This window comes from Maribacter confluentis (genome assembly GCF_030505015.1).
GTDB classification, from domain to species: domain Bacteria; phylum Bacteroidota; class Bacteroidia; order Flavobacteriales; family Flavobacteriaceae; genus Maribacter; species Maribacter sedimenticola.
Map to the genome: position 1 here is coordinate 1,423,774 of NZ_JAUKUC010000001.1, position 17,345 is coordinate 1,441,118.

Sequence of the window (17,345 nt, forward strand, 5' to 3'; positions counted from 1 at the left end):
GATATACATCATGAAAATTCCATTTTATCACCTTTTAACGCTTGCCCTATGTATGATGACGGGCATAGCATCGGCACAAGATATCGTAATTACCGGTTCCAAGGTTCCGGTAATTGAAACCGAAAACGGACCCGTACGTGGGTACATTCACGACAATGTACATACGTTTAAAGGTATCCCTTACGCACAAGCCAACCGCTTTGAGGCTGCAACAAACCCTACAAAGTGGGATGCCGTAAGGAGTACCACCATGTACGGACCAGTTTCTCCATTAATAAACCCAACAACAACAATCCAAGATGAATCGGAATTTGTATTCGATCATGACTGGGGGTTTCCAAATGAAGATTGTTTGAGTTTGAACGTTTGGTCTCCGAACGTATCGGATGGTAAAACAAGACCGGTTCTGTTCTGGATCCATGGGGGTGGCTTTACCGCTGGATCCAGCCATGAACTACCTTCCTATGATGGTGAAAATTTGGCCAAAAATGGGGATGTGGTGGTCGTATCCATCAACCATCGTTTAAACGTTCTTGGGTTTTTGGACCTATCGGCCTACGGGGATAAATACGCACAGTCTGCCAATAATAGCATCATGGATATGGTCAAGGCATTGGAATGGGTCAAGAACAATATTGCCAATTTTGGCGGTGACCCCAACAATGTCACCATTTTTGGACAATCTGGCGGCGGGGCAAAAGTAAGTACGCTCATGGCCATGCCCAAGGCCAAAGGTCTTTTCCATAAGGCCATTAACCAGAGTGGTTCGTTCAGGACCGCAATGTTGGAAAAAGAGGACACGCAGGCCATTGCAAAGGAAACCTTGACCATTTTAGGGCTCAATGCCAATACGGTGGACAGTATTCAACATATCCCGTTTGAGACCTTGGCCAGCGCCAGTAGCCAGGCATTAAAAATTGTTGCAGAACAAATGAGGGCCGCCGGGAAACCGGTAATCGGTTTTGGTCTTAATTGGGGACCAAGCAAAGATGGCAATGTACTACCCTATCAATTGGGTACCAAGGAAGCCTTGGCCGTCTCCAAGGATATTCCGTTCATGATCGGTACCGCAAAAAATGAGTTTGCCCCGTTCGCAAACATGCGTTTTGTAGGTGTATCGGAAGAAACCATAATGGCACATATCAAGGAAACTTATAAGGACAAGGCAGATGCCTATATCGGTGCCGTTAAAAAAGCCTATCCAAAAGATACCGACCCTAAGGACCTATTGGATGTGGATACCATGTTCAGGCCCGGTGCAGTTATGGAGGCCAACGACAAATCCGCACTTAACGGCGCCCCGGTGTATATGTATCTATTTACTTGGCAGTCTCCTGTATTTGACGGAAAATATAAGGCGCTGCACTGCATGGAACTTCCTTTTGTGTTTGACAATATTGACCTTGCCAACCATATGACCGGTGGCGGTGAGGAAGCCCATAAACTAGCCAAAAAAATGAGCAAGGCCTGGATTAATTTTGCCAGGACGGGCAATCCCAACCATGATGGTTTACCGGAATGGCCCGCCTATAACAGCAAGAATACGGCTACCATGCATTTTGACACTACCTGTGAAGTGAAACCACAGTTAGATAAAGAACTTTTTGAAATTGTAAGAAATAAATAAGGTACCGGAATATGAAAATTAAGAACCATTTAAATGTCTTGACCGCCCTGGTTACAGGTGTAATCCTGACCGGATGTGGCGAAAAATATACCACTGAGGTCAAAGAGGAACTTACTTTTGTCCATAATGAGGAGGGTGCCACGTTAGGATACTCCAATACCTCTGGGGTAACGTTATTGACCTTAGACAGGTATGCATTTAAAGATTTGAACAAAAATGGAACCTTGGACGAGTATGAGGACTGGCGTTTGCCGGTAGCGCAGCGTGCCAAGGACCTGGCAAAAAAAATGAGCTTAGAGGATATTGCAGGTCTAATGCTATACAGCTCACACCAATCTCTTCCCGGTAGTAGCCGTGGATTTGGTTCTTCTACTTATGATGGTAAACCATTTCCAGAAAGTGGTGCCAAAGCCAGTGACCTTTCTGATGAACAAAAGAAATTTTTGACGGATGATCACTTACGTCATGTGCTGATCACCTCGGTAGAGAGTCCCGCCGTGGCCGCACAATGGAACAATAACGCACAAGCCTATGCGGAGGGCCTATACTTGGGCATTCCTGTAAACACCAGTTCAGACCCAAGGCATGGGAGCGATTCCTATGCGGAATTCAATGCCGGTGCGGGTGGTGATATATCTATGTGGCCCGGTACTTTAGGCATTGCGGCTTCTTTTGATCCCGCCTTGATGAAACAATTTGGCGAGATAGGCTCAACCGAATATAGGGCCCTTGGTATCGCCACGGCCTTATCGCCCCAAATAGACCTGGCCACAGAACCACGCTGGAGCCGTTTTGACGGCACCATGGGCGAGGACCCTGATCTGGCTACGGACCTGGCACGTGCCTATGTAGATGGTTTTCAGTCTACGGATGGTGGCGATTGGGGTATGGAGAGCGTCAATGCCATGGTAAAGCACTGGCCCGGTGGCGGACCCGAAGAAGGCGGCCGTGACGGACATTTTGGCTATGGCGCATACGCCGTTTACCCTGGTAAAAATATTTCAGATCACATGAAACCATTTACCGAAGGTGCCTTTAAACTAGATGGCCCTACTAAAATGGCGGCTGCCGTTATGCCCTACTATACCATTTCTGATGGCGAAGGAGAAAAGGTAGCCAATGGATACAATACCTATTTAATAACCGATATACTAAGAGGCAAATATGGCTATGAAGGTGTATTATGTACCGATTGGGGCATTACAAGAGACATGACTTCAGTATCTAAATTTGAAGGCAAACCTTTTGGTGTAGAAAATTTGACCGTTGCTGAACGCCATTACAAGGCTATCGCAGCAGGAATGGATCAGTTTGGAGGCAATAATGATATGGGACCTGTTTTGGAGGCTTATAAATTAGGGGTTGCCGAACTAGGCGAAACGGCAATGCGTGCCCGTTTTGAAGAATCTGCAGTTCGTTTATTGACCAATATATTTAGAGTGGGACTTTTTGAAAATCCGTATTTAGATGTAGCGGAAACAACGGCAATTGTTGGGAATAGCGAATATATGAAAGCGGGTTATGATGCACAATTAAGGTCCATCGTCATGCTTAAAAACCACAACAAGACATTACCGCTAAAGGAAAAAATGAAGGTATACGTACCACAACGCTATGTGGCACCCACGACCAACTGGTGGGGGATCACCACAGAACCAAAAACGGTAGATGCCTTTAACATGGAGGTTGTCGCCAAATTTTTTGATGTGGTAAGCACCCCGGAGGAAGCGGATTTTGCCTTGGTGGGCATTCATAGTCCGGACGGCGGCGTAGGGTATGATAGCGCCGACTTGGAAAAAGGAGGAAATGGCTATGTACCGATCAATTTACAATATGGCGATTATACCGCAGATACCGCACGGGAGGTCAGTTTGGCCGGGGGTAGTCCGCTGGAGGATTTTACCAACCGTACGTACAAAGGAAAATCGGTCTCCACGATCAATACCACGGATATGGATTTGGTGAACGATACCAAGAAAAAAATGGGCGACAAGCCGGTCATTGTCTCCGTAAAAGTGGCCAAACCTATGGTTTTCGCGGAAATAGAACCCAGTGCCGCTTCCATTTTGGTACATATGGGTGTTCAGGACCAGGCCTTAATGGAAATTCTTACGGGTGCGGCGGAACCTTCTGCCCTTCTCCCCTTTCAGATGCCGGCGGATATGTTGACCGTAGAGGCACAATTGGAAGATGTACCTAGGGATATGAAACCTTATACGGATGCTGATGGAAATTCATATGATTTTGCATACGGACTAAATTGGAACGGGGTCATTGATGATGCCCGTGTAAAAAAATACAGGTAACTACTCAACTAGTGTACTAAAAGCCTCGGTAAAACTGTATACCGGGGTTTTTTTTATACCACCAGTATTATTATCATAAAAAAAAAATAAGCATCCCCATTAAACCTTTAACCCATATATGTATCTAAACCCTAGTCAATATCTATGTCAAGGTATTGGCCTAAAACAACACAACCTTATAATTTTTTTACAATGAGAATGACCACCGGATTACGCATGAGAATTATCCACCGCTATCTAGGCTTTTTTTTGGCAGGTATTATGGCCATGTATGCCATTAGCGGAATCATTATGATCTTTAGAACGACCGATTTTTTAAAGAGCGAAAAAATAACCACTCAACAGTTAAAGCCCAATTTGTCCGCAGAGGAACTTAGCGGCGCACTACGGATAAAAGGCGGGGTAAAACCGGAAAGGACCTTAGGGGACATTATCTATTTTAAGCAGGGAGAATATAATACGGAAACGGGACTGGCCACCGTCAAAAAAATGGAACTGCCCTATATCCTTGATAAAATGGAACATCTGCACAAGGCTACCACCAATAGTCCGGTCTACTTTCTGAACATCTTTTTTGGCCTGTCATTGCTCTTCTTCGTAATATCCTCTTTTTGGATGTTCATGCCAAAAACAACGGTCTTTAAAAAAGGGCTCTATTTTACCTTGGGCGGCATGGTCCTGACCATTCTATTGCTCTTTGTGTAAGTTGACCTAGTAGTTTTATAAAGCATCGACCTTCATGGCATAAAAATTCATGAAGGTTTTTTTGTTGCATCCTGTCACTTTAATACCGTGATCTTAGTATCTTGTCGTGTAATAGCCAACATTTATTCCCTCGGTTGCTTTTATGGACCATTTCGCATACAGAACACGCGACCGGCATTCCCAAGTTAAAAAAACAACTAATCGCCTCTGGCATCCTATAACCCGTTAATTACAAAAACCAATCCTATGGGCATATCACATTACCTAAGAACACCACAGACTCTTTTACTGGCCATCCTTACCCTATTATCCGTAACAAATTGTTTTGCACAAGGTTTTGAAGGATATTACCGAAATCCGGCCCTGCACGACAATACCATTGTTTTTGCCGCTGAGGGCGACCTTTGGAAAGTGGCATTAAGTGGCGGAATGGCACAACGGCTTACCACCCATGCCGAAGATGAAAATTTCCCCGTCATCTCCCCAGATGGGAAAACCATAGCCTTTTCCGCAAGCTACGAGGGCCCAATTGAGGTGTACACCATGCCTATGGAAGGTGGCCTGCCCGTACGGTGGACGTATGAACGGGATGCCTCCTACACCAATACCTGGACACCCAATGGAGCGGTGGTCTACCACACACGTGCCTATTCCAAAGTTCCGGACAACCAATTGGTATCCATAGACCTGAAGACCAAGGAAAAGAAAAGAGTTCCGTTGGCACAGGCCAGTGAGGCCACCTATGACGACACTGGCAAAACCCTATATTTTGTAAGACCAGCATACCACAGGAACGTGACGAAAAGATATAAGGGCGGTACCGCAAGGCAAATCTATAAATTTACCGAAGGCACACCGGAGGCCGTAAAACTGACCACGGACTACCTGGGCGAAAGCCATCACCCCATGTGGTATAACGGCAGGGTCTACTTTATTTCGGATAGGGACGGTATGATGAATATTTGGTCCATGACCGAAAATGGGGAGGACCTTCAACAACACACAAACCATAAGGATTTTGATGTCCGCGCCGCCAGTATCTCTAACGGAAACCTGGTCTACCAAAAGGCGGCTGACCTTTGGCATTATGACCTGAACACCCAGTCCGACAAAAAGATTACCATAAAATTGGTGTCCGATTTGGACCAGCTACGCCAAAAGTGGGATGACAACCCCTCTCAATACATCACCTCTGTACATCCGGACCCTGCGGGAGAACATATTGTCATTACGGCAAGGGGAAGAATTTTTGTGGCGCCCGTAAAATCCGGTAGGTTCGTATCCTTTACGGAACAAAAGGGCGTACGCTACCGCGATGCCGTTTTCTCCCATGACGGGGAAAATATCTATGCGCTATCTGACCAAACGGGGGAGTTTGAATTTGTGCGTATGCCCGCCAATGGTCAAGGGGAAGAAAAAAAGTTGACCGGTGACGGCAGCCTATTACGTTTTGGGGGCACGCCTTCCACGGATGGCAAATACATGGCCTACAATGACCTGGAAAACAACCTGTACGTGCTTAATTTGGCAAGCGGTACCAGCACCAAAATCTCCACCAATCAAGAAGGCATTGGCACCTTTTCATGGTCGCCGGACAATACATGGCTGGCATTTGTACAGGGAGCCCCTAATACCATGGCCCAGATCAAGGTGTACAACGTAAAGACCGGTGACCTGTTTGACCTGACCACGGATCGGGCCAATAGCACCGACCCCCAATGGAGCCCAGATGGAAAATTCATTTATTTTCTATCGGATAGAAGTTTTACCTCGTTGGTCGGTAGTCCGTGGGGACCCAGACAGCCGGAACCGTATTTTGATGCCAGTGAAAAAATATACCATGTAGCCTTGAAAAAAGGTACCCGCTCCCCGTTTAGGGAAAATGATGAACTTGTAGCGGACGATACCAAAGCGGAACCCTCCACAAAAACGGATAAAAAGAAGAAGGACAGTGATGCCGGTGACAAAGAAACCATTACCGTACATATAGACCGTGTAGGCATACAGGAAAGGATTATGGAAGTACCTGTTGCGGCCGGTAATTATGCCGCGCTACAAGTAACCGATAAGGCCCTGTACCTCATGGCCAGTGATACCGGGGTAAAGGCCAAAAGCCACCTATCCTTTGTATCCATTGGCAACGAGGACATTGCCCTTAAGACCATGGCCAAGGACATCAATGGGTTTGAGCTTGCCGGGAAGGGCGCTAAGCTACTGCTTTCCAAGGATTCCAAAATCTATATGGTAGATGCGGGTACGTCTGAAATCAGCGACCTGTCCAAACACCAGGTGAATCTCAGCAATTGGAAATTTCCCATTGTGCCCAAGGAAGATTGGAAACAGATCTTTACCGATGCATGGCGCATGGAACGCGATTATTTCTATGACAAAAATATGCACGGGATAGATTGGGATGCCATGCATGCCAAGTACCTGCCCTTGGTAGATCGGGTAACCACACGTAATGAACTCTCCGACCTTATAGGCAGGTTCGTGGGCGAGCTATCCGCACTGCACACCAGTGTAAGGGGCGGTGACGAAAGGACCGATGATGCCGACATTGGAGTGGCCACCTTGGGCGCCCTGTTCAGTAGAAGCGAACCCAAAATGGGCTTTGTCATTGATTATATCTATAAGGCGGACCCAGATTACCCCGATGAAAAATCGCCATTGGACGACCCTTACCTAGATGTACGGGTTGGGGACGTCATTACCCATGTCAACGGAAAAAATACCCTTACCGCCTTGGATATGGGAGAGTTAATTAGAAACCAGGCCGACAAGCAGGTACGCCTTACCGTTATGCGCGGCAGCACTTCTAGGGACATCATCGTAAAACCGATCAGCAATGCCTATAACCTACGCTATCGCGATTGGGAATATGGCAACAGGCTCAAGGTAGAGGAAAAGGGCGACCAGGACATTGGCTACCTGCATTTACGGGCCATGGGCAGTAATGATATCAGTCAGTTTTACCGGGAGTTCTACCCGGTCTTCAACAAATCTGGCCTGATCGTGGACGTGCGGTATAATTTTGGGGGCAATATAGACAGTTTTGTGCTCGAAAAATTATTACGAAAAGCCTGGATGTACTGGAAAGGAAGGTCTGGGGAAGCGTTCTGGAACATGCCCTACGCCTTTAGGGGGCATATTGTGGTCCTCGTGAACGAGAATACCTATTCTGACGGCGAGGCCTTTGCGGACGGCTTTAAGAAATTAGGCCTGGGCACCACCATTGGCACCCGTACCTGGGGCGGCGAAATTTGGTTGGACAGCAGTAACCGATTGAGCGATAACGGACTGGCCAGAGCCCCCATGCTGGGCGTTTATAGTGAAGATGGGGAGTGGATTATAGAAGGACACGGTTTTGAGCCCGATATTGTTGTGGACAACCTGCCCCATGCCACCTTTAACGGGGAAGATGCGCAGTTGAATGCCGCCATTGAATTCCTTAAAAAGCAGATCAAGGAAGACCCAAGGGAAGTCCCTGCCCCACCGGCCTACCCGGACAAATCTTTTGATAATAACCGCAATTGATGCCGGTGATGGCGATATTATGTAGTGATGACTAGCATCTACACTAAAAAATGACATATGCATTGGGAAAATAGGACGCTACCCTGTTCTCCCGATGCATTTTTTCTGAAGTTAAAACACGCTCCACAATGACCCAAATAGATTATAACAGTTTAAGAACAGTGCGTTAGGAAAGCTATCTTCTACACGCCCTTTCAATTATTTCACAAAACAACAAGTGTATTTCCTACAATTTTACAGAAAAGCGTAAGTTTTTGTAGGGGAAACTTCTTATACTTGTAGTACCGACCAAAGTACACCCCCCTACTACTTTAGTGGAAAGTTTTGATATCAAAACTGGTGAGTATATATGTTGATATGGCAATATATAGTTACTGGTAAACTATATATACTTGTTGGGCTTAATTTAAAAAACGAAATGGGAAAACTTTTCAATCCTACTAAAAGGACTTTTGCTGGACCGTGGCTATTAAACAATAGTTCATTGGAAGAACTTCACGAAATTATTGAATATGCCGACTACGAATTAAGTAAAACACTCGATGAAAAAATTGATGCTACAGCATTAAAAGACTTTGATGATAAAAAATATGAAAGTTTTGAAGAAGCTAAAAAATATGCTTTAAAGTATTCATTTGATAGAAAAAGAAAAGATATAACGCTTATTTCGAATAATGAATCAAGATTAACTGACAATTCAATCAAAGAACTCTTAGTAGACCCAAAAGTTAAAAACTTTAAGCCAAAAGAATTGAGTGTCGATATCGAATATGGAAGTTTAGATATTTTTTCATTTAACGTCAAACAAAGATTCGATGGTGAGTTAGAATATAACGTAAAAGCCACCAAATCAGAAGTTGAAGACGAAATAAATTACAGACTTGAAAATTGGGTTGATAAGTACAAACCTTTGTTTATACAAACTTGGTGGCTCAAATTAGCTTTCCCATTAGCAATATTTGCAGGTTTAACTTTCCTCTTAACTGCTGTCAATATTTCTTCAACTTACAGACCAAATTCAATACAAGTCCATAAAGAGCAAATTGAAGCCATAATTGAGAATGGCGTTAATAAAGAAAACCAGACGGAAGCTGTTGAATTGTTATTAAAAATAAATTCAGGTTATATTTCAGATGATGTAGAGGAAGAAACAAGGATTAATCAAACAGCTAAAAGGGTATCTATAATTGCACTGGCCTTTTGTCTTATTGGAATATTTAAACCAAAAACTATTATTGGAATTGGGAAACATAAAAGAACACTGAAATTTTATAAGTATTATTTAAGATTCGTTCTTTTTGTTATTCCAGCAATATTTGTTTATCCATATATAATAGAATTTATAAAGAACTTAATATAAAAAATTAAGCCCAACAATGGCTATGAATAATTGCTTGTTCTCGCCTACTTCTGAAAATCCTCGCGGATTTTCAGTTTGGTGTGTACTTGCGATGTTAAGTGCTAAACCACGCAACTACTCATAGCCGAGACCGTTACCCGCAAGTTACATACATTAAAAACAACAAACAAAAACAACAAAGTATGTCAAATCAAATGTGGAAAAAGTTAGGATTTAGAGAAAGTCCGTATGACACAAAACCTTTAAATGTCACAAAAGATGATGTAGACTTATTATTAGGGCGAGATACTGAACAAATAGATTTTTTGACTTCGATTGAATCTGACAGCCAAGGAATTTTTATTATTTCAGGTGTTCCAGGTGTAGGAAAAACAAGTTTTTTAAATGTACAGCAATTTCTATTAGAAAGCGGTCAAGCAGATTTTGGACCTAGGTTGCTTGCTTCAAGAGTTTTATGTCCAATACAGCCATCTGATGAACCAAAGCATATTGCTGTAAGATGCATTCAAACCTATTGTAAATCTATAAAAGAATATTGTGCAATAACACAGAGTGATGTACCATCCGAAACTAAAAAAGTTGATGCTTGGGTACATCAAAATAAACCAGCAACACTTAACCTAGGCTTTTCCGTTCTTGGAAATGGATTAAATGGAGGAAGAGAGTTACACTTACCTTCAATAAATGAAACCACATATGAAACTTTGGTCGAGATTATAGGTACCATTGCCAATGAAGTCAAATCCGAATTAAAATTAGAGGGAAGTATAATCGTTTTTGATAATATGGAGAATTTACACGTTGACGATTTAAATGATTGTTTGACAACTTTTCGTGATACATTATTTACAATACCAAATATATGGTGGGTATTGATAGGGCAAAGCGGGTTATCTAGCTTAATACAGTCAACTACACCAAAAGTATTTCAAAGATTATCAGGAAGTTTAGAGCTAAAACCTATTGACGTTATAGATTTAATAAAGGCCGTAGATATCAGAGTGGATAGATTTCACACAGCAAGTGGTGGTTCCTCGCCAATAACTAAGGAGACATATTTAAAGTTGTTTGAGTCATCAAACGGTGAAATTCGATTTGTATTTAAATACTGCCATGCAACTTGCATCAATTTTATAGGTACAATAAGAAAGTTAATACTTGAAAAAGGACTTAGATTAAATGAAAAGGTATTTGATAAATTTATGGGAGAACACTTAGTGAATAATCAAATAAGTGATTCATTTGCTAATACTTGTCTTAAAAATATTATAGTCGATGAATTTAACGGATATCATTTATCGCATGATGAAAAAAAAGTGTTAAAGAAGATTGGTGAAATGAATACTGTCAGACCAAAAGATTTTGTGCATTTTAAAGAATATGGTGTAAAAACAATGCAAAAATTCACAAATAGCTTTTTGGTAAAATTAGCTGACCAAAATCTATTGTTGCGACGGCAAGAAGGAAAATCACTAACCTATGAATTACGAGGTATTTCCGTTTTTGCACTTGAATATGGTTTATTAAATGGTGCATAAAGTCTGCAGACCACAAAACCTCTGAAAAGCCCTAGTCCAATTCTTTAAAGTTATTGAATATTTTCTATTTTATTTTAAACCACGCAACTAACCATATACAAATACGGTGTAAATAATGTAAACTAACAACGTGTAAAAAATATCAAAAGACCACTTCTAATAAATGAAAGTTTATGTAAAATGTCCTAAATGTAAAAATGAACTCGGATATTCAACAAATGCAAATACGCGAGTGGAGTTTGCGATGCAAGACGGTGAGAACAAGAAACTGACTTGTAAAAATTGCGGACGGGCAACGGATTTTCACGTGGACGAACTTAACGCAAAAGCATCACATTTAGCGACAATTGGTGCCGGACTTATTTTCTTCATTGGCACACCGCTTATGTTCCTATTTGTAAGCCCCATATTTACAGGAAGTCGGAATCATTATGTAATTTTCATAGTTGGAGGATTTTTACTTGTCCCAGTAGTTGCATACGGAATTATAAAAAAACAAGACCAAGTAAGAGTGAGCTCCTTCAATCGGAAAAAACTAAAAGGCCGGATTCACAACATCTAAAAAATACATTTTACAAGAGCTAAACATAATGCGGACTTTAGGGCAAAACCAAAAGGTCTGTGTATATTTATAATGTCGTTGAATCTTAGGGTTTTAGCTTTGATTAAAAAAGCAAACCTACCTGCCGGCAGGCTGGCGGAAACGAAAGGTCTCCTTGCCTCCGCACTACGCTTAACCAAGTCGTTGCATGTAGTAAGGCAACACTATAAACTAACATTAGTAAAGAATGAAATCTATTTTAGTAATCGGTCTGTTATTCGTAATTAGTTGCTCCAATAAAACCAAATCGGCAAAAACCTCAACCCCATTGGAGGGTCAAGGAAATTTAATAGCAGTTCTTGACACGATATGGAATGCTGAGCAGCGACCAATTACACTAAGGGATTCCCTTATGAAAATTTATGGTGCCGAATCTAAACTAGTTAAGGAACAGCAAGAAATCTATGAAAAGAACCATATTATTAATGAAAGAAAAGTAAAGGATATTCTAGACACCTATGGATGGCCTTCGAAAGAAATAGCAGGTGAGCAAGGAAATTGGACCATATGCAATGTGATACAACATTCTGATAACAAGGTCAGAATACACTATCTACCCATGATGAGGAAGGCCGTAAAAGAGAAAAAGTTAGAACCTCGGTTTTTAGTTAGGGCAGAGGACAGAATAGCCACCGAAAGCGGAGATCTACAAATTTATGGCGGACAAATGAAGTACTACCCAGAGACCAAGAGCTTTAACTTGTGGCCTGTTTTTGAGCCAGAAAATATAGATAAGAGAAGAACGGCTATCGGACTGGATTCAATCCATATCTTTCTAAAGAATAGATTTGATTTTGAATGGAATCTTGAAGAGCAAATTAAACGCACGGAAGAGTTTAAAAGAGAACGTGACAAGAAAAAATAACGAAATGCCAACAATACCTTTAAAATCATAGCTAGTTCCTCGCTACGCTTTATTTACCAACCATCAAACACCACTAAAAAAATGAAAATGAAACTATTCTTCTCAACCGTAATGGGGTTAATGCTCTACGCCAATACATCCGCCCAACAAATACAATTAGATTCACTTGATGCACAAATTCACCAACTTATAAAAGACTTTGACATACCAGGTCTTTCTATTGGTGTTGTACGGAACGATTCACTACTATTTTCCAAAGGTTACGGAAACTTAGAACTACACAAAGACGAGAAAGTAAATGAAAATACCATTTTTGGAATAGGTTCTATTTCCAAATCCTTTACAGCTTTAACCTTGGGAATTTTGGTAGATGAAGGGAAAATTGATTGGGATGATAAGGTCAAAACGTATCTCCCGTATTTTGAACTATACGCTCCGTATGTAACGGACAATTTTACGATTAGAGATGTACTCACCCATAGAAGCGGGCTTAAAGATGTTAGTGGAGGTACGCTTTGGTATCACTCGGATTATACAAGGGAAGAAATCATAAAGCGCCTAAAATATTTAGAACCCATATCTGGTTTTCGGGAAAAGCCGGCCTACCAAAATGTAATGTATGTAGTTGCTTCAGAAATCGTGAAAACAGTTTCTGGAATGTCATGGGATAATTTCGTGAAAACCCGGGTTTTTGATCCACTTAAAATGGATAATACCACATCCCTATCCGCAGAAAGAGAAGCTAACAGTAATCTGGCCCAGCCACATATTTGGAACGAGGATTATGAAAAAGTGGCCATTGAACAGGAAAAAGGGGACAATCTTGCTCCTGGTGGCTTTATTTATTCATCGTCTAACGATATGTCCAATTACATGAGAATGCTGCTAAATAATGGAGTCATAGATAATGACACTATTGTTAGTCCCGCAATAATTGATGAAATTTTTAAGCCTCAAATTATATATCCTATTATGGGGCCTCCCTTTAACAATGAGTTTACATCGTATGGATTTGGCTGGTGGTTAACACCAAAAAATGGCCATAAAATAATTGAACATAGTGGTGGTATTGATGGAATGGCAGCAAATCTTGTGATGATAAAGGATATGAATTTAGGGTTTGTAATACTTACCAATGAAGCGGAAGAGCCGGCCACATTTTTATTAACTGCAAAAATTTTAGAAAAGCTCCTTGATGACAAGTCGTATGACCTATATTCCAGGATAAAGGATTGGAGAGACGCCAACCTAAAAGAGCATAAAGAAAGCCCATTGACCATTGCCAAAACGCCCAAGACAAAACCTTCATTAAGCATTCAACAATATGCAGGAAAATATAGCGACCGCATGTATGGTGACATTTTAATAGATGATACCGAGGGTGGCGGATTAGAAATTACATTTTCTCATTCCGCAGTATTCAAAGGTAAACTGGAGCATTGGCATTTTGATACGTTTAAAATAGATTGGGACGATATTAGAATTCCTGACGGATTTTTGACGTTCAACTTTAATGCAAAACGAGAAATACTAGGATTCTCCATTGACCAAGAAAATCTACTTGATGTAGATTTTGGGGAATTGAACATTTTGAAAAATAAAAACTGAGTATACCATTGTGTAATATTGTGCTCCATTAGGTCGTCACAGCAGTTACACAAGATCTTTGGCCGTAATTAAAAATGATACAGGAAATAGATACCATACATAAATCTGAATACCAACAAGTGGTACGTGTTTGGGAGTCTTCCGTTAGAGCGACTCACCACTTTCTAAAAGAGGAAGATATTGAATATTTTAAACCTCTGATTTTAAATACCTATTTGGATGCTGTTGAACTAAGATGCGTAAGAAATAATGAAAAGAACATAGTTGGTTTTCTTGGAGTGGCGGACAAAAATTTGGAAATGCTATTTATTCATCCTGACTTTAGGGGAAAAGGAATAGGAAAAAAGTTGTTGGATTATTCAATTCAACAAATGGGTGTAAAAAAAGTTGATGTAAACGAACAGAATGAACAAGCTGTAGGATTTTATAAGCATTTTGGGTTTGAAACTATTAGACGCTCTGAATTGGATTCTTCCGGAAAACCTTATCCTACTTTACATATGGAGTTAAAAGAATAACTACTGGAAACAAAGTATTACTGCAATTACCGCTGGCTTCTACTACTCTTGGACTTCGCTCAGGGCAGGCTAGAATCTACTTGGAATTGCAAATGTCAGTGGTTAACCTGAAAATATTCGCTAATAAAACCTGAAACTGATGGTTATATGAGTCCCGTTGTGCCACAAAAAAGGATAGAATTATGAAAAAAATTGCCACCTTAATAATTTTTATTTTATGTCAAACAGTTCATGCTCAAATTGAAAAAGATATTCCAATATTTCATAGACTTATAATAGTAAACTCTGAAAATGAATTGATGGTGGTCAAAATAGAAAATGCCGATTTTTGGGTAACTCCAGGAATTTACCAAACTAAGGAACTATCAATTAAAAAAGGCCTGGATAGTATTGCCTCAACATACGGAATTACTTTAGAGAACATTAAATTGAATGGCGTTTTTATATTGAAGAGAGCGCTTAATGGAGAAAAATCAACATCAATTCGAAATGTTTATACAGCGAAAAGTAAAGAAGGAATAGTAAAGAAACCTAATGGAATTGAAGAAATAAAATGGCTAACCCTTAACGAAGCAATAGAACAGATTACTTTCCCTCACATTAGTACAATGATTAAAAAAATTATGATTAGACCAAATGAGGTTTGGGGCGGAACAATACTTCAATACAAAGAAAATGAAAATTGGAAGTCAAAAATATTGGAAGAATTCTACACTTTGTGAATTAAGATTATTTATCGTAATAAAAAAAAGTAATACACTTCCATAAATAAAACATAGCTATTACTGACTATACCGGAGGTTGGTGTGCTTATATAAGACCACCAAATTTATAAATTTTGCTCGTGCATAATCCTAAAATTCAGCGTTTTTTATATACTACATGTCATATCCAAGACCGCTACATTTCAAATACTAAAACAAACCTTCATAATTTCGCTTTTGACAAACTAAGCAAAACTTCAAATAAAAGGGAGCATAGCTTAAACGCCCCACAACACCCTGCAACAAAACATCCTATGTATTTCCTAATTTTTATAGAAAGGCATAAATTTTTGTAAGGAAAACTTCTTATACTTGCAATACCGACCAAAGTATACCCCAACTACTTTAGTGGGAATAGTTTATAAAAAAATAAATAGGTATTGGTGATTATATATCTTGATATAGCAATATATAATTACCGGTAACTATATATTCTTGTTGTATGTCATGCAGGAAAAGACAATAAGTCAACAAATATTAGTTTAACATTTAAAATCATCAGTAAAATGAATTGTGAGATATCATATTTAAATATAAAGAGAATTACCCTTCTTCAGAGTTTGTCATTTACAGTAATTCTATCCTTTATATTTATAGGGTGTGGTAGTAAAGTCAAAACTGAAAGTACCTCTAATACAACAATCGAACCTATCGAAGAAGTATCAATAAAGGAAATCGATGAGAATCATTATTCTTTATTCACATCAATAACAATTGATGCGACTACAAGTGAAGTTTGGGAGGTATTGACAGACTTTGAGAATATGTCCAATTGGAGTTCTACACTTCAAAAAATTGATGGAATTACGATGGAGGATGAACAAGAGGTCAATATAATTTACAAAGTAGATGGGCAAGATCAGGTAATCCCACATAAACTTATCTATTCTGAAAATAAATATTATGGTTGGTCAGATACAATTGCCGTATTGCCTGGAGTTATTGATAGACATTTATATGAAGTTCAGGAAAATGGAAAATTCCGCACGAAATTTATTCAGTCAGATGAATTTAGAGGATTTAACCCTAACATAAGCAATATCGATTTAGCGAGATTTGTACTTCCACAATATTTGATTTTTAATAGAGAACTTAAAGCCGAAGTAGAGCGAAGAATTAATAATTGAATAGGAAGTAAAGCACGACATACAACAAAGTATAAAATCATAGCCGCCTATCGACAGGCTACGCTTTATATACTGACCGTTGTTAGGCATTTGAAAAGAATGTAAACCAGAATGAAATATAAAACTCTTATTCTAGATTTTGATGGCACATTAGCCGACACAAAAGAAAGCATTATATAAACTATGAAATTTGTTGCCCATAGTTTTAACCTCCAAAACGTTGATGAAAATATAATAGAAAGTTTGATAGGGTTACCATTGTAAACTACCTTCGAAAAAGCCTTTTCACTTGACGAAAAATTGATTGAGGAGGCGACTTTGATTTATCGTGAACATTATAATGAAATTGTAATCGATACAATTTCTCTTTTTGATGGTGTAAAAGAAACCTTGTTGGATTTTCATTCTAAAGGAATAAATTTAACCGTTGCATCAAGTAAAGGTAAAGCTGCATTAATTAAGATTCTTAAAAAGCAAAACATCTATGATATATTCTCATTGGTAGGTGGAGAAGAGGATGCAAAAAACAAAAAACCAGCACCTGACATTGTAAATCTCATAATCGATAAATACAACTACCAATTGAATGAATGCTTAGTTGTTGGTGATACAATCTTTGACAATGAAATGGGACAAAGGGCTTATGTAGATACGTGCGGAGTAACGTATGGTAACAACACAAGGGAAAAATTAGAAAAACAAAAACCTAACTATGTAATAGATAGTTTTATAAACTTAATTGAGATTGTATAAATAAAAAAACGTGCTACAACCCAACCTATAAACAAT

Annotated in this window: 13 protein-coding genes; all 13 read left to right on the forward strand. The window is 39.9% G+C overall.

What is annotated here, in order from left to right:
* Positions 1-10 precede the first annotated feature (10 nt).
* The gene (locus tag Q2T41_RS06195) at positions 11-1,627 is read left to right on the forward strand and encodes a carboxylesterase/lipase family protein (RefSeq protein ID WP_304435358.1); all 1,617 of its coding nucleotides are present in this window, start codon (positions 11-13) and stop codon (positions 1,625-1,627) included.
* 11 nt (positions 1,628-1,638) lie between these two features.
* Positions 1,639-3,933 carry a glycoside hydrolase family 3 protein gene (locus Q2T41_RS06200; protein ID WP_304435359.1) on the forward strand — a complete coding sequence of 765 codons (2,295 nt, stop codon included), beginning with the start codon at positions 1,639-1,641 and terminating at the stop codon, positions 3,931-3,933.
* 144 nt (positions 3,934-4,077) lie between these two features.
* Entirely contained in the window at positions 4,078-4,638 is a 561-nt protein-coding gene (locus tag Q2T41_RS06205) for a PepSY domain-containing protein (protein WP_304435360.1), read from the forward strand.
* Between the two features lie 246 nt (positions 4,639-4,884).
* Positions 4,885-8,175 carry a S41 family peptidase gene (locus tag Q2T41_RS06210; protein ID WP_304435361.1) on the forward strand — a complete coding sequence of 1,097 codons (3,291 nt, stop codon included), beginning with the start codon at positions 4,885-4,887 and terminating at the stop codon, positions 8,173-8,175.
* A gap of 349 nt (positions 8,176-8,524) precedes the next feature.
* Positions 8,525-9,535, forward strand: coding sequence for a hypothetical protein (locus tag Q2T41_RS06215; RefSeq protein ID WP_304435362.1), 1,011 nt, complete (start codon positions 8,525-8,527; stop codon positions 9,533-9,535).
* A 182-nt stretch (positions 9,536-9,717) separates the two neighbouring features.
* Positions 9,718-11,073, forward strand: a complete 1,356-nt coding sequence (locus Q2T41_RS06220; RefSeq protein ID WP_304435363.1) for a hypothetical protein — start codon at positions 9,718-9,720, stop codon at positions 11,071-11,073.
* A 163-nt stretch (positions 11,074-11,236) separates the two neighbouring features.
* Positions 11,237-11,635, forward strand: coding sequence for a hypothetical protein (locus Q2T41_RS06225; RefSeq protein WP_304435364.1), 399 nt, complete (start codon positions 11,237-11,239; stop codon positions 11,633-11,635).
* A gap of 226 nt (positions 11,636-11,861) precedes the next feature.
* A complete protein-coding gene (locus tag Q2T41_RS06230; protein WP_304435365.1) occupies positions 11,862-12,539 on the forward strand; it encodes a DUF6624 domain-containing protein in 678 nt (225 codons plus the stop codon).
* 87 nt (positions 12,540-12,626) lie between these two features.
* Entirely contained in the window at positions 12,627-14,147 is a 1,521-nt protein-coding gene (locus Q2T41_RS06235) for a serine hydrolase (RefSeq protein WP_304435366.1), read from the forward strand.
* 74 nt (positions 14,148-14,221) lie between these two features.
* Positions 14,222-14,665 carry a GNAT family N-acetyltransferase gene (locus Q2T41_RS06240; RefSeq protein WP_304435367.1) on the forward strand — a complete coding sequence of 148 codons (444 nt, stop codon included), beginning with the start codon at positions 14,222-14,224 and terminating at the stop codon, positions 14,663-14,665.
* A gap of 182 nt (positions 14,666-14,847) precedes the next feature.
* Positions 14,848-15,387 (forward strand): hypothetical protein, encoded by a 540-nt coding sequence (locus Q2T41_RS06245; protein WP_304435368.1) that lies wholly within the window; start codon positions 14,848-14,850, stop codon positions 15,385-15,387.
* A 548-nt stretch (positions 15,388-15,935) separates the two neighbouring features.
* Entirely contained in the window at positions 15,936-16,556 is a 621-nt protein-coding gene (locus Q2T41_RS06250) for an SRPBCC family protein (protein WP_304435369.1), read from the forward strand.
* Positions 16,557-16,856: 300 nt separating this feature from the next.
* A complete protein-coding gene (locus Q2T41_RS06255; protein WP_304435370.1) occupies positions 16,857-17,309 on the forward strand; it encodes an HAD family hydrolase in 453 nt (150 codons plus the stop codon).
* Positions 17,310-17,345: the final 36 nt, after the last annotated feature.